Annotated in this window: 18 protein-coding genes; 8 read left to right on the top strand and 10 right to left on the bottom strand. The window is 35.9% G+C overall.

Features of this window, described 5'->3' with window-relative positions; genetic code table 11:
* Positions 1–89: 89 nt before the first annotated feature.
* The 3 genes from FTRAC_RS10000 to gldD all read right to left on the bottom strand — a co-directional run bounded on the left by FTRAC_RS10000 (position 90) and on the right by gldD (position 3,760).
* Positions 90–440 carry a hypothetical protein gene (locus FTRAC_RS10000; protein ID WP_013454123.1) on the bottom strand — a complete coding sequence of 117 codons (351 nt, stop codon included), beginning with the start codon at positions 438–440 and terminating at the stop codon, positions 90–92.
* Positions 441–1,083: 643 nt separating this feature from the next.
* Positions 1,084–3,177, bottom strand: coding sequence for an ATP-dependent DNA helicase RecG (recG, locus tag FTRAC_RS09995; protein ID WP_013454122.1), 2,094 nt, complete (start codon positions 3,175–3,177; stop codon positions 1,084–1,086).
* Between the two features lies 1 nt (position 3,178).
* Positions 3,179–3,760 (bottom strand): gliding motility lipoprotein GldD, encoded by a 582-nt coding sequence (gene gldD / locus FTRAC_RS09990; RefSeq protein WP_013454121.1) that lies wholly within the window; start codon positions 3,758–3,760, stop codon positions 3,179–3,181.
* Between the two features lie 138 nt (positions 3,761–3,898).
* On the opposite strand from gldD, the gene FTRAC_RS09985 reads away from it, so the two are divergent.
* Genes FTRAC_RS09985 through FTRAC_RS09970 form a run of 4 tightly spaced genes read left to right on the top strand, consistent with a single transcriptional unit; the run spans position 3,899 to position 7,793 of the window.
* Positions 3,899–5,302 carry a pyridoxal phosphate-dependent decarboxylase family protein gene (locus tag FTRAC_RS09985; RefSeq protein WP_013454120.1) on the top strand — a complete coding sequence of 468 codons (1,404 nt, stop codon included), beginning with the start codon at positions 3,899–3,901 and terminating at the stop codon, positions 5,300–5,302.
* Positions 5,303–5,359: 57 nt separating this feature from the next.
* The gene (locus FTRAC_RS09980; RefSeq protein ID WP_013454119.1) at positions 5,360–6,727 is read left to right on the top strand and encodes a carboxypeptidase-like regulatory domain-containing protein; all 1,368 of its coding nucleotides are present in this window, start codon (positions 5,360–5,362) and stop codon (positions 6,725–6,727) included.
* Positions 6,705–7,208 carry a hypothetical protein gene (locus tag FTRAC_RS09975; protein ID WP_013454118.1) on the top strand — a complete coding sequence of 168 codons (504 nt, stop codon included), beginning with the start codon at positions 6,705–6,707 and terminating at the stop codon, positions 7,206–7,208. Before FTRAC_RS09980 ends, FTRAC_RS09975 begins: the two co-directional genes overlap by 23 nt.
* A 42-nt stretch (positions 7,209–7,250) precedes the next feature.
* The gene (locus FTRAC_RS09970) at positions 7,251–7,793 is read left to right on the top strand and encodes a hypothetical protein (protein ID WP_013454117.1); all 543 of its coding nucleotides are present in this window, start codon (positions 7,251–7,253) and stop codon (positions 7,791–7,793) included.
* Here FTRAC_RS09970 and FTRAC_RS09965 read toward each other — a convergent pair.
* The 4 genes from FTRAC_RS09965 to FTRAC_RS09950 form a co-directional block, all read right to left on the bottom strand.
* Positions 7,790–8,554 carry a hypothetical protein gene (locus FTRAC_RS09965; protein WP_013454116.1) on the bottom strand — a complete coding sequence of 255 codons (765 nt, stop codon included), beginning with the start codon at positions 8,552–8,554 and terminating at the stop codon, positions 7,790–7,792. The genes FTRAC_RS09970 and FTRAC_RS09965 overlap by 4 nt on opposite strands.
* Positions 8,555–8,638: 84 nt before the next feature.
* The gene (locus tag FTRAC_RS09960; RefSeq protein WP_013454115.1) at positions 8,639–11,647 is read right to left on the bottom strand and encodes an ATP-binding cassette domain-containing protein; all 3,009 of its coding nucleotides are present in this window, start codon (positions 11,645–11,647) and stop codon (positions 8,639–8,641) included.
* A 125-nt stretch (positions 11,648–11,772) separates the two neighbouring features.
* Positions 11,773–12,651, bottom strand: coding sequence for a hypothetical protein (locus FTRAC_RS09955; RefSeq protein WP_041649708.1), 879 nt, complete (start codon positions 12,649–12,651; stop codon positions 11,773–11,775).
* 203 nt (positions 12,652–12,854) lie between these two features.
* Positions 12,855–13,457: a hypothetical protein gene (locus tag FTRAC_RS09950; protein ID WP_013454113.1), complete on the bottom strand. Its 603-nt coding sequence runs from the start codon at positions 13,455–13,457 to the stop codon at positions 12,855–12,857.
* Between the two features lie 109 nt (positions 13,458–13,566).
* On the opposite strand from FTRAC_RS09950, the gene FTRAC_RS09945 reads away from it, so the two are divergent.
* On the top strand, positions 13,567–14,280 hold the full coding sequence (locus FTRAC_RS09945; protein WP_013454112.1) for a pirin family protein: 714 nt from the start codon (positions 13,567–13,569) through the stop codon (positions 14,278–14,280).
* Between the two features lie 177 nt (positions 14,281–14,457).
* On the opposite strand, the gene FTRAC_RS09940 is transcribed toward FTRAC_RS09945, so the two are convergent.
* Positions 14,458–15,102: an MCP four helix bundle domain-containing protein gene (locus FTRAC_RS09940; protein ID WP_013454111.1), complete on the bottom strand. Its 645-nt coding sequence runs from the start codon at positions 15,100–15,102 to the stop codon at positions 14,458–14,460.
* A 143-nt stretch (positions 15,103–15,245) separates the two neighbouring features.
* Between FTRAC_RS09940 and FTRAC_RS09935 the strand changes: the two genes are divergently transcribed.
* A complete protein-coding gene (locus FTRAC_RS09935) occupies positions 15,246–15,788 on the top strand; it encodes a DUF1697 domain-containing protein (protein WP_041649705.1) in 543 nt (180 codons plus the stop codon).
* A gap of 8 nt (positions 15,789–15,796) precedes the next feature.
* Here FTRAC_RS09935 and FTRAC_RS09930 read toward each other — a convergent pair whose 3' ends face one another.
* Both FTRAC_RS09930 and FTRAC_RS09925 read right to left on the bottom strand, forming a co-directional pair.
* Positions 15,797–17,824, bottom strand: a complete 2,028-nt coding sequence (locus FTRAC_RS09930) for a TonB-dependent receptor family protein (protein ID WP_081457023.1) — start codon at positions 17,822–17,824, stop codon at positions 15,797–15,799.
* A gap of 69 nt (positions 17,825–17,893) precedes the next feature.
* Positions 17,894–18,679 carry a TPM domain-containing protein gene (locus FTRAC_RS09925; RefSeq protein ID WP_013454108.1) on the bottom strand — a complete coding sequence of 262 codons (786 nt, stop codon included), beginning with the start codon at positions 18,677–18,679 and terminating at the stop codon, positions 17,894–17,896.
* 124 nt (positions 18,680–18,803) lie between these two features.
* Here FTRAC_RS09925 and FTRAC_RS09920 point away from each other — a divergent pair, with 124 nt between their 5' ends.
* Positions 18,804–19,862: a PA0069 family radical SAM protein gene (locus FTRAC_RS09920; RefSeq protein ID WP_013454107.1), complete on the top strand. Its 1,059-nt coding sequence runs from the start codon at positions 18,804–18,806 to the stop codon at positions 19,860–19,862.
* A gap of 44 nt (positions 19,863–19,906) precedes the next feature.
* A complete protein-coding gene (locus tag FTRAC_RS19285; RefSeq protein WP_013454106.1) occupies positions 19,907–22,675 on the top strand; it encodes an alpha-amylase family glycosyl hydrolase in 2,769 nt (922 codons plus the stop codon).
* The last annotated feature ends 114 nt before the right edge of the window (positions 22,676–22,789 follow it).

Raw genomic sequence — 22,789 nt, 5'->3', positions numbered from 1 at the left:
TATATTTTGATTAATTAGAAATTAGTTATCGAATTGTTGTATGAAATGATCTGCTTAGATCAATATCTTGAATTGACTAGTCTATGCTATTAGGGCGCATTTGGTGATATAATAAGCCTAAATAGTGTGTGAAAGTAATTATGATAAGCTTTTTCTACAGATTCAAGTATTGTAAAATCCTCTGTGTTGAGATTTGGAATTTCTAACAATAGATCAAAAGAATGAAATAAATTGAATTGCATAACAGGTAAAAGCACATCATAAGCCAGCATCCTGTATTCAGCTTGAGGCTTTTCTTTTTCGCTTTGCTCCGTTTTCTCAACCTTATCAGAAATATCAGTTACGTAAGGTTGCTGAAAAAACAACAAAACAGCCATAGCCAGTCCAAAAATTAGACTGCCTGATCGCTTAACTGATTGTATGTTATTTTTTCTTTTCATTCTTTGGGATGCAAATGTAATTAAAAATCAGGAAATTCAATATAAAAAGATAAACTGATCACTTTCGACCACAAAAGTTCAGGAGAAAACATTAGGTAGCCAAAGGCTACTTGTATTTTAACCACGAAGTTGCACAGAGGCTTTCACAAAGTAACACAAAGGTATAATCAGAAAAAGCTGAATTTCTTTACCATGACTTCCTATCTAAAAAGGAATCAAACATATTTTAATAATGTTTAATTAAGCAATTTGGTATTCTTTGAGTGCTTAACAACAGCTATATCTATTCCTTAGTGTTCCTCTGTGAAATGCTTAGAGCAGTTTTGTGGTTAAAGGAAAAAACCTTAGGCTTTCCAGTAGCCAAAGGCTACTATTGCTTTAACCACTGAGTTGCACAGAGGCTTACACTAAGCTTCACAACTTGTCCCGTATTCATCGGGAAAGCAAAATCAAATAAAGTTTTTGATTTTTTATTTTCATAGATATTAATGATTCAAATGATTTTGATTGGACAATTTGGTACGAAAAGAATCAAAAAACAGCTTTAGCTGTTGCCTTGTGTTCTTTGCGAATTCTTTGTTCTTTGTGGTTAATAGAAAAAGCCTTAGGCTTTCCTTTTGCTTCTCGAAAATCTATGTTCATTTCATGATATCCTGCTCCAATTAAGATTTTTCTTTTTCTGGTTTTCCACTTGTCGTCTAATGAGGGCATTTTCTTCTGATTCAAGATTGGGATCTTTAGCTATAATAGCTTGTGCACTTTGCCGTGCAATAGATAAAATGGGTTCATCTTCTCTCAAATCTCCAATTAATAAATCCAATTGGCCGCTTTGTTGAGTGCCCATCATATCTCCTGGACCTCTCAAATTCATATCCACTTGCGCTATTTCAAAACCATCAGTGGTACGAACCATGGTCTCAACTCTTGTGCGGGCTTCTTTACTTAATTTATAACTCGTTACTAAAACGCAGTAGGATTGCTCAGCTCCACGTCCAACTCTTCCTCGCAGCTGATGCAACTGCGCCAAACCAAAACGCTCAGCATTTTCTATTACCATTACTGAGGCATTTGGCACATTAACGCCTACTTCAATCACAGTAGTAGCCACCATTAATTTAGTCTCACCTTTTACGAATCGAGCCATTTCAAAATCCTTATCGGCTGCCTTCATTTTGCCATGTACAATGCTGATCGGATATTCTGGAAATGACCTTGCAATACTTTCATAGCCATCCATCAAATCTTTCAAATCCAACTTTTCAGATTCTTCAATCAGTGGATAAACTACATAAACTTGCCGACCTTTTTCTATTTCCTTTTTTAAAAAGCCATTTAACTTCAGTCGATTCGCATCGTATTGATGAATAGTTTTAATGGGTTTCCGACCTTTTGGCAATTCATCTATTATCGAAATATCTAAATCTCCATAGACAGACATGGACAAGGTTCGGGGAATAGGTGTTGCCGTCATAATTAATACATGAGGCACGAAATTTTCATTCTTTTTCCATAAACGAGCCCTTTGAGCCACCCCATAGCGGTGTTGTTCGTCCACAATGGCTAAACCTAAATTTTGAAACTGCACCACTTCTTCTAGTAGCGCATGGGTTCCTACCAAAATTTTCAATTCTCCAGATTTCAAATTTTCATGAATTTCTCTTCTGGCTTTGGTTTTTGTAGATCCTGTTAGTAAAGCAATGGTCACCCCAATTTTGTCCGCAAATTCTTTTAAACCTTCATAATGTTGATTAGCTAAAATTTGAGTGGGGGCCATTAAAGCAACTTGAGCGCCACTGTCAATAGCAATAAGTGCAGAAATAAAAGCTACAATGGTTTTTCCACTTCCTACATCGCCTTGCAGGAGGCGATTCATTTGTTTGCCACTCTTAAAATCACTGAAGATCTCTTTGATTACTTTTTTTTGAGCCCCAGTTAAATCAAATGGCAAATGCGATTGGTAAAATTCAGTAAGCAGGTCTGTTTTTTGAAGCAGTTGCCCTTTGAATTTTTCAAGTCTGACTTTCTTTTGCATCAACAATCGAAGCTGCATAAAAAAGAATTCATCAAACTTCATTCTGAAGCGTGCTTTTTGAAGCAGTTGCTGATTTTTGGGTACATGAATTTGAACCACGGCATCTCTCTTTGCCAAAAAGCCATATTGCTGCAAAATATGAGGGGGAAGTGTTTCAGGTATTCGATTGTAAGCTTCTTTCAGCAATGTTTTTTGAAACTTGAAAATCGCTTTGCTGTCTAAATATCTTTTTCTTAAAGTTTCAGTAGTAGAATAAACTGGTTGTAGAAATTCATTTTGTGAGACAGCAGGAGTTAAAATTTCCAATTCCGGATGCGCCATGGTGTATTTGCTTCCGAAACGCTTGGGCTGACCATAAACCACATAATCCACCCCAGTTCTTAATTTTGGACTGATCCAATTAATGCCACTGAACCAAACTAATTCCATAATGCCCGTTTCATCAGCGAATTGCACGGCTAATCGCTGTTTTCGACCAGCACCAATCAGTTGCTTCGAACGGATTTGTCCTTTCACTTGCACATTGGACATTTCTGCGTTCAGCTCTCTTACTTTATAAAATTTAGTTCGGTCCTCGTACCGAAAAGGATAATGCTGTAATAAATCGGCATAAGTGAAGATTCCTAGCTCTTTATTGATGTGGGCTGCCTTTTGTGGCCCCAATCCTTTCAGAAATTCTATGGGTGTTTTAAAAAAGGAGGTCATTTTAATCCCACTCTAGAGTATTCAAACTATGAATGATATCCTTTTTGACATATTCAATTACAGGTGCCAGAGAATCATTTTCTGTAGCGGTTCGGAAATAAAGCGCTCCTCTTAAAAAATGCTCGGTGGAATCCGTAGTGTAAAATTGAAACTGACTCGGAACATCTCCTTTTAATTCGGCTATTGATACTTTTTTTCCAGTAGGGGTCATCAAAATAGTTTCTTGGATTGAACTGGCTTTTATTTGATGTTTTGTTGTTAATTTATAAGCATCGTCAATATTGGCTCTTAAACTATCGCGATTATTATTCAATGATTTGTAAGTGATGTGAACCTCAGCGACAAATTTTGGATAGAACAAAGCAAACCAATATCGCTCTCGGATATAAGAGGAATCAGGTAATATTTTTGCATGAGTAGAATATTCAAAACTATAAGGAAAAGAATCGGGTAAGGCTTTATATTCATGATCGGGCAAATCAATTCTGTTGAAGCCATTGGGTTTAGGATAATAATCCGCTTCACAGGCTAAAAATAAAATTGATACTACAATTGACAGAATAATACTTTTGAATAAACTCATAGAACAAATTTAACGGCTTAAGTTAATCATAAATATAAATAGAGGAAAGAATTTGAATAATGAGCTTATTTTTGAGGATGAGTGGCTTAAGCAAGTTCGTTTTTCTTTAAATTTAGCCCGTTAACAGCAAGTTTCATTATGACCTCAGAAGAATTTAGAAAGCATGCGCATTCCATGGTTGATTGGATGGCGGATTATTTAGATAATGTAGAAAAATATCCAGTGATGGCTCAGGTAAAGCCAGGAGAAATTAAAGCTCAAATACCCAAAAGCTTTTCTGAAAAACCTGAAGCATTCGAAGCTATTTTTAAAGACTTTGAGAATAAAATCATGCCAGGCATAACTCATTGGGAGAGCCCAAATTTCTTTGCCTATTTCCCTGCATCTAAAAGCAAGCCTTCCATTTTAGGAGAAATGCTGATGAGTGCTTTAGGCACACAAGGAATGGTTTGGCTTACCTCTCCAGCGGCTACTGAACTTGAAGATCGAATGATGGAATGGATGCGTGATTTGTTAGGTTTATCAACGGACTGGACTGGCTCCATTCAAGATACTGCCTCCACTGGTACTTTCAATGCGCTAATAACTGCCAGAGAAAAAGCTTCTGATTTTCAGATCAATGAAAAAGGATTTGCAGGAATGCCGCGATATCGGATTTATGCTTCTGAGCAAGCGCATAGTTCTATAGATAAGAATGTGAAAATAGCGGGCTTTGGCTATGAAAACCTGGTTAAAATCCCTGTGGATAAAAATTTTGCCATGATATCTTCAGAACTGGAAAAAGCCATTGAAAGTGATCTTGCAGCTGGCTATAAGCCTTTATTTATTTTAGGAGCTATGGGCACTACAGGTACAACTGCTGTAGATCCATTAGATGAAATTGGGACAATTGCCCAAAAGCATAAAATTTGGTTTCATGTTGATGCTGCCTATTCAGGTGCCGCATTGATTTGCCCTGAAATGCGATGGATGAGTAAGGGAATGGAGTTGGCTGATAGTATGGTATTCAATCCGCATAAATGGTTATTTGTAAATTTTGATTGTAGCCTCTATTATGTTAAAGATCCAAAATCCTTAACTCAGGCTTACAGCATAACTCCAGAATATTTAAAAACGGATACCGATCATGAAGTCAATAACTATCGTGACTGGCATATTCAATTAGGTAGAAGATTCAGAGCCTTGAAATTATGGTTTATGTTGCGAAGCTTTGGAGCGGAAAACTTAAGGACTATAATCCGAAACCATTGCGAATGGGCGCAATGGTTGAAAAGTGAAATTGAAGCATCTGAAGATTTTGAAATGTTGGCCCCAGTATCCGTTAATTTGCTTTGCTTCCGATATAATGATGGCAAAATGAATGAGCAAGAACTAAATGCCTTCAATGAAAAATTATTAAAAAGCATTAATGCAACAGGCAAAATCTTCATCACCCACACCAAACTAGATGGAAAATATACCTTGAGGTTAGTAGGCGGACATCCTGAGTTGAAAAAAGATCATTTGGAACGGGCATGGGAGTTGATTAAGGAAATGACTTAAAGATTTTTGTCACCTTAAGAAATTAACAATATGTTTGGGTTCTAAATCAATCTTAAAATGAACCACAAATTATTTTTCTGTCTGTTGTTTTTCATCAACACTTATGCCATTTCAGCTCAAAATTTATCGGGTAGGCTGTTAAATGAAAATCAAGAACCCATTCCCTATGCTCATATACAATTAGACAATAGTTCTTATGGCACCATCACGAATGATTCTGGATTTTTTCATCTAAAAATTAAAAAAGGGTATAAAAATTTAAACATTAGCTCGATTGGCTATGAAAGCAAGAGCATAAGCATACAAGAATTGAATTTTGATGGGATGCAGACCTTCATTTTGAAGAGTAGTAAAATTTCAATGGATGAAGTTTTAGTGAAAGGCACTTTTGATTCTGCTAGCTGGTATGTAGAAAAAGCGATTAAGAATATTCGAAAGAATTATCCTAGAAGAAAACACTCCCAAATTGCTTTTTATAGAGAAGCAACTATTCGAGATACTACTTATGCCCGAATGTTGGATGCTATTGTGTTCTTGAGCGAGCGGGGCATTAATAGAAAATCCGAAGATACACGCTACGAAATCTTAAGAAAACGTCAGACCAAGGACAATAGAAATATTAGCTGGCATCGATCCCTTCAAAACTGGCTTTACCAGGATTTAGGGCCTTACATAGTTAATAAAGCAAATCCTACAAAACCAAAAGGAACCAAAAATTCTGATTTAAATGATTATCTATTATGCAATGCTATCTCAGATGAAAGAAGAGAGCACCCTCAAAGATTACTTTATGATGGATTTATACAAGAGAATTATTTTGAAATCATAAATCAATATAAAAGCGAAGGGAAAGATTATGTGGAAATCAAAACCATAATCGAAGATACATCACGATTATATTTATGGCAGCAAATCAAACCAGTTGCAAAAATGGTCATTTGTAAAGATGATTATGCAATAGTACAGTTTGAAAAGATTCAGGAATTAGTGGAGGGAAAAGAAAGAAACATTTTCACAGGGCAAACAGTCAGCGAGGGCATTCGCTCACATTATCTGATTCAATGGAAACAAAATCCCAATGATGGAAAATATTATGTTCAGTATATTCGTGATGCAGCGGTTGGCAATAATGCCAGTCGGATCTTTGGGGTTGCAAATATGAAAGAGATGTATGACACAGGAGGAAAAACTGGCTTTGTCAAACAAGTCAACGAATGGTATGTCATTGAAAACAAGGATTATGAAAAAATCAGTTGGCGAGATGGTGCTGCACATGATTATGATATATATGAGCTTGAACCTACCAAAAGGTTAGGGATTACTTTTGATGATGTTAATTCCATGCCTGTTAATCCGATCAATCAAAAAATGTTAAACGATTTAACCAAAAACAATTCTATAGATGAGCTATTTACAGAACAATAGAACTGCCTCCATTTTATTTTTATGGATTTTAGCTTTTGCTTGCAAACCACCTCCAAGCAAATTTGATCGTGATTATCCTGAATATACTGAGAAGAAAAACACAGTGGAAAGCTATGAAATGCTGAATGACTCTACCATCTATTTGGGAATTTCTACAAATGATAAATCCTACGGAAGAAGCGAGAAAAACCCCATTTTTGTAGGCGTTACCAATCACCATGAAGGCGGTAAAAACCGAATGAGATTTTTAAATGCTCTTGAAATGGAGGACGGTACTCCGGTAGAATATGAAAGAGTAAGAAGTTGTTGTCCGTTTAAGACATTAAACAGCAAAACCATAGGGGCCGATCAAAAATTCGGACTGTTGGATGTATGGATTGTTTATCCTAAAGGCAAAAAAGAAGAGGCGGATACCTTATATATTAATGCTTATGACCAGGGGCAACCTATGGTACCTAAAGGCTATCGGGCTAAGAAATGATCAAAATTCAAACTTGAAGAGTCCTTTTCAGTTTTAATAAGCATGAAGAATTTTCTTTTACTTTTTGTCTTAGCAATCTTCGCTTGCTCGGTTAACACTTCCAAAAAAGTGGAGCTGGAAAAGCTAAAGTTCAGTTATACTGATGATGCCTATATCTTTTTTCGAAATATGCGTCAAACTAATTATGACCTTGAGGTGATGGAAGAAGGTGGTTGGCGCATTTACCGTCATGAAGATCGAAAAAAAGATAGCACCGATTTTTATTTCAATATTTCATTAGTAGTCAATTGGAGGGCAAATAAGGTCTATCCAATGGTAGAAATGACTAAACGTATTGAAAAAGAAAATTTCAAAGTGTATTGGGAAGCAATTGAATCTAATGAAACAGGCAGCATTGCTATGAAAGGCGAAAAGCGTAGGGATGAAATGATTTTTACAACCAAACTCTACAACAAGATGACTGAGGAGGTAGAAATGTATATGATCTACAGAGATAAAAAGCTCCCTCTATTTCCGGATGCAGATCAAAAGGAAGCTTTTCGTGTTAGCTTGTATGATTTCTATAGAATGACGGGACTACTTTAAAACTCTTCAAAAGCGCTGTCATCCCATTCCTGCGCTACTTTAATATTTCCCAATTCTCTTTCATCCCTTCCAGAAGAAAGCATGATCTGGTCATATTGTTGATAATCAGTCCATACATTTTGAAAACTAGCAGCACTGTCTGATGCATTTCTGTAAAAATCCCATTGCAGGATCAAATGAGATTGAGGATCAATATAAGCTTTGTATTTATTCTGTGGTGTAAATCCTACTTTTTCAAAAGTTAAGCTGATCACTTCAGCTTCTTCGCCATTTTTGGTAGTGTCTTGTCCCACATATTTTAATTGTACACCCGGATCTTTCAACTTAAAAGGGAATACCAACCAATAAGAATCATTTACCCAAATTTGCTTTCCTCTTTCAATGTATTTGTCTAAAGAATCAGCTTTTGTTAATTCTCTATCACTGATTTTAACTCTTCCTGTATCCTGATTGATATTAATCAAATAAGTAGATCTCTCAGAAGGAAAATCAATTCGAACATTGCCTGTATATTTATCCCAAACCAAATCACGGGCACCCAGAAAATTCCATGAAATATAACGAGTATTATTCCAATTTTCTTCTCCTCCATGAGCAGCTATGACCTTATCAGCAAGCTCAACTGCCTTTCGATCTGAATTACTTTCATCGAAAGAAGCAGAATCTTCTTTTTTTGTTTCTTGCTGTTCTGCCGTTTTTTCGGTTGGCTGACAAGCAAGAATTGTAAGGATTAATGCGTTAAGCAGTAGTATATTTTTCATAATCTGTAAATTGATTTTAAACTAAATTGTTTTAATTCTCCTTTGTGAAACTTAGTGAAATCTTAGTCTAACTTTGTGGTTAAATCAAAATGGCTTTTTAAAAGCCACTATTTTCCTAAGCACATCATAGTAAAGCATTACAAATAAAATAATACTCATCAGCCAAATGACAGCCAAGTTAAATTGCAAAGTATTGAAAATATAACCTCCGAAATATTTTTCCCCTGCGTAGAACTGTGTTCTGAAATCCAGTGCATGGTCAGGCTGTGGCTCCATAAATACAGGATAGATCTTCTGAATTAATCTGCCATCATATTCTATAATTCTATTAGGGTCATTTGTGTTTTTCACCAAATTGGCAACTGTTTTATTGTAGTAATTATCCCTTAGATATTCGAATTGCTTTTTCTTTTCTGGGCTTTGAGTAAGCATAAAAATTGCTTTCTCTTTTTTGGTATTCGCTTCGTTAAAGAAGTTATTGTAAAATCTACCTAAAGTATTTAAAAATACTTCTGTCTTATCAGCTGTCCAGCTATCAAATTTTTCAATCGTCAATTTATGGAAGGCATCGAATTTATCTTCTCCAACAATTTCGAGTTCTAAACCGATTTCTCGTCTTAAAAGGTTTAATGCATTTTCAAATTCAGGGTTATCCCGCTTTTCAATATTATTTTTCAGGAAATCTAATTTTGATTTCAGTTTTGGCAAGTAGTAAACCGTTTTATATTCCGATTGAGCCATTTGCTTTTCTAATTCGAAAAAAGGCTTGGTATATTCATTTGATTTAAACTGAGCTACCATTGAAGCTTCAAATGCCCATCGAGAAGCCATCAGTTCACCAACTAGCGGCACTTGATCGGGGGTGGTGATTTGTGGATTAAGATTATCAAATTTCACCACCACACCACTCAAAATTAGTTGTGGAATCAGCAAAATGGGGATTAAAATATAAATTGTAATGGCTGAATTAAAGGCTGCAGAAATATTCAATCCTAACATATTAGCAAAGCAAGCAGTAGAGAATAGAATCGCCCAATACGTTAAACTCATGCCATCAACCTCCAATATTAGGTCTCCTATTATTACGTAGGTGAAAGTTTGAACAGCAGAAAAAAGAAATAAAATCCCAATTTTAGAGAATAAATAGCTGCTTCTACTCAAGTGCAAAAAGGATTCTCGCTTTAATATTTTTCGGTCCTTGATAATTTCTTCCGCACTGACAGTTAGCCCCATAAATAAGGCTACAATTATGCTCATGAAGAAAAAGGCTGGAATATTTAGATTGTCTATAAATAAATACTCATTATTTTCATTCTCAGGATAGTATCGAATGATGTACGCCAATAGCATTGCTAAAATTGGAGCTTCCAATAAGTTAATTAGCAAATATTGTTTATTGGCTAATTTGGATTTAAAATCTCTTCGGAAAAATAGGCCAACTTGTTTTGCCCAACTTGGTATTCTTAGTTCGGGTTCTGGCAATGGATCTGGATTCTCAACTTTTGGGATGTTAAGTTGATTTTCAAACAGGCTAAACCACTTTTTTGGACTGATTTTTCTTTCATCGGTAGCTTTTCCATATTCATTCACCACCTTGGTTTCAATGATATTGAAAATCTGCTCAGGATTTACATTTCCACATTCAATACATGCCGCCTGATCTTTATCAATGGTATTGATCTGGTTTTTGAAATATAAAACGGCTTCAACCGGATTACCATAATAGATTTGGAAGCCTCCAACATCTAAAATCACGAGCTTATCAAACATGCGGAAAATATCAGAAGAAGGTTGATGGATTACCACAAAAACCATTTTGCCTTTCAAGCTTAGCTCTTTCAGCAAATCCATGATATTTTCTGAATCTCTGGAAGATAATCCAGAGGTGGGTTCATCTACAAAAAGAACGGATGGTTCTCTCAATAATTCAAGTCCAATATTCAGTCTTTTTCTTTGTCCACCACTGATGGTTTTGTCCAAAGGGGATCCAACTTTCAAATGTTTGGTTTCTGATAGTCCCAATGAAGCTAAAGTATTGGATACTAATTCTTCAATTTCAGCTTCTGTTTTATCGTCAAAGCACAGTTTAGAAGCGTAGTACAGGTTTTCATAAACGGTTAACTCCTCTATCAATAGATCATCTTGGGGTACATAACCGATTGTTCCTTTAATAGCATCTGGATTTTCATGGATGTTAATTCCATTGATTTCTACTTTGCCTTCCGTAGGCTTTTCATTTCCGTTCAGGACATTCAACAAAGTAGATTTACCTGAACCTGATGCACCCATTAGTCCTACTAATCTACCTGTATCCTCTGCAATGTTTACATTATGAAGACCTTTATGCCCATTTGGAAATGTGAAACTAATATTTTCAGCCACAAACGATATGTTTGACGAACTGCTATCGGTTTTATAATGGCTCGCTACATCGCTATAGAATACGGTTTGTGATTTTTCACCTTTTATTGTGCTCCCAGAAGGGAAGAGGGTAATGGCATTTTTTCTAAGTGGAATACCGTTCATGCTGAGTTGAGTATTCCCCAGATATTTTACAAAGTACATTTCAGTTCCTGAAAGCTTCAACACTGCCAAAAAGCCATCCAAATGATCTTCTTGGATAAAATAAGTAGGGGCGGGAACTTTATGATTATTTTCTGCTACTATTAGAAATTTGTCAGACTCAAAGTCTTCAATGTTTTTGGCTAGCGCAAAGGCTTGAATGTATGCAATAAGTTCAGGAGAGAGCCTGATTTTTCCACTGACATCGTCAAGTATTTTGGTTTCTTCTTCAGCAATTTCGCCATCAGCTAGAATCAGTTCAATCAATTGGAGAGCCAATATGATTTTTTGAGGGTAGGTAAACTCTTCATTAATTTTTTTACAGATACGAGCGATTTTTTCATTCTTATCATTGCCTTCAATTGATTGTGCATATTGATCAAACATTGTAAGATGATGTGCTGCAGATTCTTCTGAAAGGGTATCAGTAAGAAACTTCTTCACATTATTTCGCTCATCTTCGGTAACAGTGCCCTCCTTGGCAATGATGGCAAATAACTCGAGTAAGGCTTTTAGTAGATTTTCACTCATGGCTTAGCTAAGAATATTAGTGTAATTTATGAGAATGTAAGGATCGAATTAAACAAAAGAAGGGCGATTTTAAAGGCAATGCCTCTGATAATCAGCCCTTCTTAATTTTTTGTTTTAAATAGTTATCATCCGGTTACATCATCTCTGATTTTACCCATTTGATTGGTTATATTGTCTAAAGCTTCATCTTTTAATAGTTCGTTTCCTCTGCCTTCATCCATCAACTTCTGAACGTTTAATTTTTTGTATTCAGCTTTAAGTACTTCCAAATCTGTAATTAAGGTTGAAATATAGTCATCCTGATCTACGCCTTTTAACAATTCAATTAAATCAATCAATGGCTCTTCTTGCTTGATAATAACGTCAACCAAAGGAATCAAAATTAATGATCTTGCCTCATCAGGAAGTTCATTAGGATAATTTTCAACTAATGCAGTAGCAATGTATAAGCCTTCAATAAATGAACCTGCCAATAATAAAGCGGCAACCTTAGGACGATCTGTTTTTCTTAAATGATCATCTGCATTGTTAATAGCTTCATTTACAATCATTGCCAATGAATCGGTGTTAGATAGATTAGCTTCAAATCGCTCAACAGTTTTGGGATCAAACGAACCTGATAGTGCTAATTGATCTGCTAATGGTCTTATTTCGGTGATATAGTTTAATGCCTTTTGTGATTTCTCATAGGCACTTAAATAAGCCACATCAGTTGCATAAACGCCTAAGTTAACAGCAGCTTCATTATTCTGACTGTAATTTCCAACGCTTTTTACATTGTGAAGTAAACTTTCATTGAAGTCTGCGCCTGTTTCCATTAATAAGTAAGGGATTTCAGAAGGAGCTGGCATTTCTTTCACCACACCAGAAATTTGCTCTTTTACTTCCTCTTGAGCTTTTTCAAATGCTTCTGAATTACTGCTTTCTTTTTCTTTTTTTTGTGGGCTACATGCCACAACTGCCAATAAGGCTACAAATACTATCGATCTTAAATACATTTTCATTATTTATGGTTTTTGTGCGAATGATTAAAATTATAAAATAATATGAATAAATAATATAGTTTTGCTAAGTGGATTTTTAAAATTTGATATAAGGCAGCAATATTAGGCCTTTTGAAGATACTAATTAAAGTCCAATAAGTGTGTTATTTCTAATTTGAACCTGAAAACTTACCAAAGTGAATGTTTTTGATGTAGCTAAAAATTTATTGTTCATCATTTAAAAGATTTCTTGCAATGGTCTGCAACTGCGGACGAAACCTCTTTTCAAATAAAAATTGATTTCTACTGATTTTAATAAGTCGGTAAATTTTAGGTAGAATAAATGTAGCAGTTAGCACTGCAACTCCTGTCAATACCATTAATGCAACATTGGTCTTGTCAAAAAATGGAATAATTATGAAATATGCTGAAACGAAAAATGCTAAGTAGAAGAAAAGCAGTGTGAAAGCAAGAACATATTTTTCCCACAGCAATTCAGATGATAAAGATTCGGTATTTGTTAACCAATATCTTTGCGTATTATGGTTAATTACAAGCCTGTGAAGAGAAGTTTTGACCGATGTAATGACACTAATACTATGACCTTCTCTAAAATCGAAGCAGGAATTATGAAATTGAAATTCTTTTAAAGTATCGTCTTTTGCTTGTAAATGGAATACAATATTATTGGGACTATTAAAACCAGCATATTGAATCGGTTCATGACCGTCAAAATCCAAGCAATATGGGTATTCAATTCTGGTTATAGTACCTGAAAAAATTGCCAGCCTAACGCTTTTGTATTTATTCCTTAATTTCAGATTCATTTCTACGAACTTTAAGTCGGAATGATAATTAAAAAATTATTTCCCTCAAAAATGACACAACTTTTCTGTTGTCTCGTAATTACATGTATCTACATATAATTTTAAAACAATGAAAAAAATACTGTATAAATCAGATTCAAGAGGCCACGCTAATCATGGATGGCTAGATACGCATCATACCTTCAGTTTTGCATCCTATTACAATCCGGATAGAATTCATTTTGGGGCACTACGGGTATTGAATGATGATAAAATTACAAGTGGAACAGGTTTTCCAAAGCACCCACACGAAAATATGGAAATTATTTCTATCCCATTAAGAGGTGATTTGGCTCATGAAGATAGTATGGGAAATCAGGCGACTATTAAGCAAGGGGATGTGCAGGTAATGTCAGCCGGTACTGGAGTCACACATTCAGAATTTAATCCGAATAAAGATATTGGAACGGAATTTTTGCAAATCTGGGTTTTCCCAAATAAAGAAAATATCGAACCTAGATATGGCCAAGTGCACTATGCTGTGGCAGAGAGAAAAAACAGTTTCCAAATGGTGGTTTCACCAAAAGAAGCAGGATTAGATACTTGGATTCAACAAGATGCGTGGTTTCACTTAGCTGATTTTGAAAAGGGATTTGAAAAAAGCTATGAATTGAAAAAAAAGGATAACGGATTGTTTGTATTCTTGCTTGAGGGCGAAATTGAAATTGAAGGTGAAAAGCTTGAAAAGCGCGATGGAATCGGTTTGTTAAATCTGGACGAAGTAAATATAAAAGCAAACGAAGATTCTGAAATGCTGCTGATGGAAGTTCCAATGGAATGGTAAAAGCAAATAGTTGGAAAAATAGAAAAGGGCAGTATTGCTACTACCCTTTTCGCCTACAACCATAAAACTATGAACGGTAACCAGCCATCCACAGAAAGATTTCAACCAAAACCTTCTATATCAAAGACAACCAAACTACAGAAAGGGTTGGAATGCTATCAAAAACTTTATGAAGAGTTAATTTAAAGGCAGGTTATTTTGATCTTTTCTCAACCTATTATTGAGGGATTTTGAATTAAAAATCAATGCTTGTGATATAAGGCCCAATATGATTAATAAACCCAATTCCAAATAGGAAATGCTGGCATTGCTCGTGACTATTGATTGAGAATTATTGTACAATGCTTCTCCTTCTATCATCTGAATTTTGGATAATTCTGTCAACATTGCCACATTTCTATTATACAAATCATTCAGTTGAAAAATTTGAGATTCTGGATTTTGCTCCAATACCCTAAGTCGAGTATTGTTTTTGAGATAATCTTTGAAAATCTTGTTTTCATTAATTGTAAGGTAGGTTTTTTGGTAATCGGAAATTATGGAATCCATTTTTTGGTTAATGGAATTGATTTCCTCTTTAATGGCTTGATCCTTTCTTCTATCAATTTGTGTTAGCAAATACTTTTTTTCATGGGTGGCATTTGCCATCTTAAAAATGTAATTCTCCACAAGCAGACGGTCTTTATACACGGAGCCAAATGTCTCTCCTAACTCTGTAAGATTATTATTTTGCAATCTGTTGTTAACCAAGACAATGATTAAAATGATGGCTAAAGCTGAGGCTAATTTAAGTTTTTGTTGGACAAAATAGGAAAAGTGCATAGTCTTTCATTTATTTTTTAGAAGGTAAGGATTTCTTAATAAAAACAATAGCAAGAAATGAGATTTACTTACTTATGTGAGCATTGTCTAAATCTTCCTACAGAAGCATGCATGTCACTATTATAATGTTTAAGTTCGCAAATATGGAAACAAAAATTGCAATTCTGAGAGGAATAAATGTTGGCGGTAAAAGAAAAATCCTCATGGCAGATTTGAAAACATTGATGCAGAATCTGGGCTATGAAAATATCCAAACTTATATCCAAAGTGGAAATTTGATTTTCGAAGCAGGTGAAAGGCAGCAAAATGACCAATTAGCTGAAAATATTGAGTCTGCTATTTTAAAACAATTTGATTTTCAAGTGCCAGTAATTGTACTGTCAAAAAATGAAATTGAAAGTGCTATAGCCAACAATCCATTTTATACTGCAGATGCTGATATCAATAAATTGCACCTTACTTTTTTAAATAAAATACCCGAACAAGACAAACAGGAGCAACTGGAAACTGTAAATTATAAGCCTGACCAATTTAAAATAATGGGGAAAAATGTCTTCATTTATTGCGAAGGCAGCTATCATAAATCCAAACTGACCAATGCCTTTTTCGAAAAGAAACTAAAAGTAAAAGCCACCACAAGAAATTGGAAGACGGTTTTGAAGCTTTGGGAGTTAAGTAGAGAATAAATTCTGGTTCACAACTTCCATTTCACCCCCATATAAAAATTCCGTCCAGGAGCTGGCTGATAAAATCTTCCGCCAAAAGCATTGAGATCATTGCCTAAACTGTAGGTAGTATTGAAAATATTCTCCATCCCACCAAATAAATTGACTTTTTGCTCAATAGGTAGTTGATAATCAATGTTGGCGTTTAGCAAATGATAGGGATCGGCCAATATTTCATTATCATCAGTGAGGGGAGTTTCGCTTACATAGCGGAAGTGCAAATTGAGCTTTACGCTTTTCAACAATCCAATTGCTACTGTCTGATTGAAAGTGTGCTGGGGAACACCCGTCAATAAATTACCTGAAAAATCTTCTTCTCTTTTTTGGTAATCATCAAATGTAAATTCGTAAAAATTATAGCTCGTTCTGCTATTTATTTGATTGAGGACACCTGCTTGATTATCAAGCCAATTCACATTCAAGCCCCATTCCGTGCCCAATTGATTGGTGGCGCCTGCATTTTGAAAAAGCACCACTCCGTCTTGATTGGTATAAGTTGTGATCGTTTCTCTTAAGGCCGAATAGAAAACTGTAGCGTCTAGTTGTATCCTGTTCCCATAATATTTATGTCCCAATTCATACGTCCTTCCTCTTTCTGCCTGCAAATTTCTGTTGATACTACCTTCATTAGTCCTTATTTCATCCAAAGTCGGACTTGAAAAGCCTTCGCTTAAGGAAGCAAAGGTCATGTTTTGGGTTGTCCATTGATATTGTAATGCTACTCTTGGAATAACTTCATTATCAAAATTTCTATTGAATTCGAATGGTTCGGCAAAAGCATTTACCTTTCTATCAACTTTATATTCCAATAAATTACTACTCAAGCCTAAAGTTAATTGCCATTTTTCAAAGCCAATCTGAGTTTGCAGGAAAAATAATTTCCTGTCGATATTCAAATCATCTGCAAAGCGAATGGTATCTTTTCTACCGTTTACATTTCCGTAATTATTGGCCGAATTATCGGCATATTGCCATTCTAAACCAGCATCCCACTTCCAATCTACATTCTGGAAATTCATATCATAAGTCCACTGATGGCGCAAAGCAACTTCTCTGTTTTGGTCTTCTTTATAATCCAAAATAAATGGATTTTGAAACGAGGTGTAAGTTCCAGCAATATGAGTAGATTGACTTAAATTGTCACCAAAAAAACTGGTATAGCCCACTCCATAAAAAACGGTTCTTTGATCAATTGAAGAATTTTGAGGTGCACTGCCCGCTCTGGCTTGCGAGGGATCCTCTGCAAACTGCTCAGCTGTTAAACCTCCTGGTATTTCATAAAACAAATCATTATACAAAAGATGGAAATCCAGTTGGTGATTGTCATTGATTTGATAGCGAGAAGAAATTTGATAATTTTGCCGATCCAAAGCATTATGATCCCTATATCCATCATTTTGTTGGTGGTCTACCGCATAAAAAGTCGACCATTTTCCAGATTCAATTTGTCCTTTTACACCAGCATTCAATTGATTAAAACTTCCTCCTGAAACTTGAATTTGGAGCGGGCTTTCTTGCTGAGAAGGAAAATTGTTTATTTGCATGACGCCTCCCAAACCTGCGCCAAATAAACTTCCTGCAGGACCTTTCACTACTTCTAACTCTTGCATTTGGGTGTTGCTAAATAAGTTTAATGCCGTTGATCCATTAGCTTCAGTAAAAGGTAAGCCATTCCAATAGACTTTCACGTCTCGAACACCAAAGGGCGAACGAATAGAACTTCCTCTTATGCTGACTCGGTAACTTGAAATAGCTCTTTGCTCTAAATTAACCCCAGGCAATGTATTCCAGGCCATCACTGGATTGTGTGGAGAAAAGTTATCCAATTCCTTTGGACTTAAGTAAGCAATCGGGGCAGATTGTTTATTGATTTGCTCTCCTTTACTAAAACCCGTTACTGTTACCACTTCTAGGATGGAGTCGTTTCTGATTTCTTGTGCATGAACTGAACCCATAAGGGCACAAAAACAGATGAGAAAAATTAAGAATCTGTACATAAAAAATTGAAGTATAGGCTGTGATTATACTATAACAGTGCCAAAAGAAAAGGGTTTATAAGAGCTAATTTACCAGCTTCCTCCAGCACCACCACCTCCGGTCATTCCGCCACCGAAGCCGCCAAAACCACCGCCTCCACCGAAGCCTCCTCCACCTGAGTTAAAATCTCCAAAAGTTCCACCATGACTTCTTCCACTATTACCTAATAGCATCATTAAGGTGATCATATCTAAACTTCCTCCGCCCATGTGATGTTTTCTAACTCTTCTTATTCGGGAGATAATGGTGATGATAATAAAGAAAAATATTAAAAATGCCCCAAGGCCAATGCCTTTACCGGCATCATTATCTGCTAATTTGTCTGCGGTATATTTTCCAGAAGCTAAATCAAAAACAATACTGGTAGCATCATCCAACCCTTTGTAATAATTATTATTTCGGAAAGCTGGTTTCATGTATTCGTTGATAATAGTACTTGCTGCGCCATCAGGAACCACATCTTCCAATCCATAGCCTGTGTTGATAAACATTTTGCGATCTTGCATCGCAACAGTAATCAGTAAGCCATTGTCTTTGTCAGCCTGACCGATCTTCCATTTATCAAATACGGCCACTCCAAATTGATTAGGATCGTATTGGCCATAAGTCGGAACAATCAAAATCACCACTTGAGTTGAAGTACTGTCGTTATAAGCTACAAGTTTACGTTCTAATTGTTGTTGTTCCCCTTTGCTCAAGGTATTTGTTAAATCATTCACCAACTTCGGAGGATTGGGTCTTGGCGGGATTTCATCCTGTGCAAAAACCGAAGTGGAAATAAATAGCGCTACAAAGATTAGGTAAATATTTTTCATGCTGTAAGTTTACTGAATTTAGAGCCTCTAAGTTACAATTGATGAATTGTTTTAGATAATATTTCCTATAAATTTAATGATTCAATATTTAGTATAAAGCTAAAAATATTAGTATTTTTGCTAAGTGAATCCATCGCAAAACATAAAAGGAAGAGGCGCGCAGCAACGATTGTCCAACTCATTTTCCAAACAAGAATTTAGCACAGAGTGGGACGAGGGGATTGATGAATATACGCATTTAGATAAGCCAAGCACTCAAATATTTTACGAACACCCGAAAAAAATCATTAATAAAGTGAGCAGTCCGGATGTTGGTATGGATTACTCTATAAACCCCTACCAAGGATGCGAACATGGTTGTGTTTATTGTTATGCTCGAAATTCCCACGAATATTGGGGCTGGGATGCAGGCCTAGATTTTGAATCCAAAATTATTGTCAAAAAGAATGCTGCTGAACTACTTGAAAAAGAGCTTTTAAACCCTAAATGGAAAGTTAAGCCTATTGTGCTTTCCGGGAATACAGATTGTTATCAACCACTGGAAAGAAAGCTCAGAATTACTAGAAGTCTATTAAAGGTAATGGCGAAATATCGACATCCCGTGGGAATCATCACCAAAAACACAGGCTTTTTGGAGGATATGGATATTCTGGAAGATTTGGCAAAAGATAACTTAGTTCGAGTTATTTTATCCATCACCAGCTTGGATGAAAAGTTAAGGTCAGTTTTGGAACCCAGAACTGCTTCTTCTATAAAAAAGCTACAAGCCATCAAAATTTTGGGTGAAAAAGGAATTCCTGTTTCCATTATGAATGCCCCAATCATTCCCGGCTTAAACCATAGTGAGATTCCTGAAATCATAAAAAAAGCAGCTGAAAATGGAGCTGCGGACGCAGGTTATACAGTTGTTCGATTGAACGGCAGAATAGCTGAAATTTTTAAGAAATGGCTAGAAAATTATTTTCCTGATCGATTTGAAAAAGTCTGGCATCAAATTGAAAACCTTCATCAAGGAAAAGTAAATGATTCCAATTGGGGGCATAGAATGAGAGGGAATGGCGCTGAAGCTGATATGATCAATCAACTCTTTCATATGGCTAAGAAGAAATATATGAAAGGCGGTCAAAAGATTCAGCTAGATACTTCTGCCTTTAGAAGAGGCGGTGCGTTCCCACTATTTTGATTTAATCAATAATCAATCTCACTATATTTTAGTAAATTTGAGTTATGACATTTTTAAAATCTACTCTATTATTCTTTTTAGTCATTCTTCCTTCGGCTGCGTTGTCTCAGTCCACTACTGTCGAATTTCAGGTGAATATGAAGGAGCAAATCACTCAAGGAAATTTTAATCCCAATGCTGATTTTGTTGATATAGCAGGTTCATTCAACGATTGGGGAAGCCCTGCTTTAGTTTTAAGTGATGATAATTCAGATGGGATTTATGTAGCTGAAGAAACATTTAATATTGGACAACAAATTGAATTAAAAGCCCGAATCAATGGCAGCTGGGATGGAACTGAAGAGTTCCCTGGAGGTGGAGCTAATCGTAGTTTCACGATTGAAGAAAATGATGTGATAGCATTTTGGTATAATGATGAAGTCCCAAATGATGTCCTCCAAGTCAATATTTCTGCCTCTTCAAATTTTGCTATCCCTGGAGAAGTGATTCAGTTTACAGATTTATCAAATGGAAACCCTGCCAGCTGGGAATGGAGCTTTGCTGGTGGAACACCCAGTTCTAGTGCAGAACAATATCCAGTTGTCAGTTATGCCAATGAAGGAAGTTTTGATGTGAGTCTAAGCATTCAAAATGCAGATGGGGAAAGTGAGACTAAAGTCTTTGAAAATTTTGTCACCATAGGAAACACCGATACTTACTGGTGGAATGAAACGGTATTTTATGAAATATTTGTTCGCAGTTTTTACGATTCTGATGGCGATGGAATTGGGGATTTTCAAGGGCTCATTCAAAAATTAGATTACCTTAATGATGGGAATCCTGCAACGCATCATGATTTGGGCGTTAAAGGCATTTGGTTAATGCCCATTCATCAGTCACCCAGCTATCATGGCTATGATGTAACCGATTATCGTGAGCTAGAAAGTGATTACGGTACTAATGAAGATTTTAAGGAATTTATAGCTGCAGCTCACGAACGCGGTATAAAAGTTATCATTGATTATGTGATGAACCATAGTTCCAGTGAACATCCATGGTTCCGAGATTCCAAAAATCCTGCTGATGAAAAAAGAGATTGGTACGTTTGGGAAGACAGCAATCCAGGAGGAAGTGGTCCTTGGGGACAAAATGTTTGGCATCAAAGCAATGGAGATTATTATTACGGTCTTTTTTGGGGAGGAATGCCTGACATTAATTATGAAACGCCAGGCGTAAAAGAAGAAATGTTTGATATTTCTACTTTCTGGCTAGAAGAAATGAATGTTGATGGGTTCCGATTGGATGCAGTAAAATATATTTATGAAACAGAGGAAGGCTTGGAAGACGTGGAAGAAACCTTTCAGTTTTGGAAAGATTTCCGAACGCATTATAAGTCCATAAATCCAAATTCATTTTCAGTTGGTGAAGCATGGACTTCGACAAATAAAGCAAGAGAGTATGTTGGTAAGGATGGCTTAGATTATGTATTTGAATTTGATTTAGCCAATGCTATTATTGGTGCTGTAATCAATGGAAATGCAGATGGTTTAGTGGCAAAATCACAGGAAGTGATGGGCAGCTATCCTTATCTTCAGTTTGGCACCTTCCTAACCAATCATGATATGGATCGGGTGATGAATGTTTTAGGAAGCGATAAAGCCAAAGCCAAGCAAGTAGCTGAATTATTAATGACCTTGCCAGGTATACCGTATCTTTACTATGGAGAAGAAATCGGGATGTTAGGGCAAAAACCTGATGAAGATATCCGATTGCCCATGCAATGGAGTGATGCTTCTAATGCTGGATTCACTACTGGAAGCCCATGGAGAGCACCAGAATCAGATTATCCAGATAAAAATGTAGCTGAGCAACAGACAGCACCCGAATCGCTCTGGCGAGTCTATCAAGATGCGATTTCAACAAGAAATAGCCAGCAAGCTTTGAGAACAGGAAATTACAGCTCTATTTCTTCATCTGACAATTCTATATTCAGCTTTATCAGACAAGAAAATGAAGAGCAAATTATTGTGGTGGCTAATTTAACAAGTAGTAGCAAAAGCAATATTGCGATAAATTTAAACAGTTCCAGCTTAATTGCGGGAAGTTACCAATTAGTGGATTTGCTCAGTGGAAATCAAGTGGATTTGACCATTAATTCTGGTGGTAGTTTCAACTTGGATATAGCTGAAATGGAAGCTCATTCAACTCATATTTATAAGTTGATGACAGCCGAGGAAACCACCACATCAGTTGAATTAATGGTAGATATGAATGATTTAATTGAAGATGGAGGCTTTGATCCTGATTCAGAATCGGTGATTTTGATTTCAAGTGAAAACGAAACGGGAGCTGAAGAACAGTCTTTAAATGATGAAAATGGGGATGGAATTTATACAAGTTCTTTAGCAGATATTACTATTGGTTCAGCCATTGAGTTTAAGTTTGGTATTAATGAAGTTGAGAATGGAAGAGAAGAATTTCCAAATAGTGATAAACTTCGCACTTACCGATTGAAGGAAGGTGAGAATCAAGTTTTAAACACTTATAATCAGTTGGGTAGTCCAATTACAGCTATTGATTCAGCCTTCAATCCTAGAAATGAATTTCAAATTTATCCTAATCCTGCCCAGGAAAGCATTTTTATAAAATGGGAAGATCAAACAGCTGAAATAGTCAGTTATAAAATTTTGGATGTTAAAGGGAGAGTCAAATTGGAAGGTCAATTTGAAAATCAGCAGTCCTTGATTAATGTTCAAAGTCTGTCCGAAGGGCTTTACTTTTTACAGTTAAGAAATGGGAGGCAAGTGGTAAGTAAGAAGTTTTTGGTAGATTAAAGATTCCCTAGCCACCTGGATTATTGAGCAAAATACTAATAAAACTTTTTGTTTTCTGAAACAGCAAATCTGCGAGAACTATCCCCTTGAGGGGATCATAGGGGTGTTTATGGC

Origin of the sequence: Marivirga tractuosa DSM 4126, from assembly GCF_000183425.1 — a bacterium.
GTDB lineage: Bacteria > Bacteroidota > Bacteroidia > Cytophagales > Cyclobacteriaceae > Marivirga > Marivirga tractuosa.
This window is presented reverse-complemented; position numbering and strand designations above follow the sequence as displayed.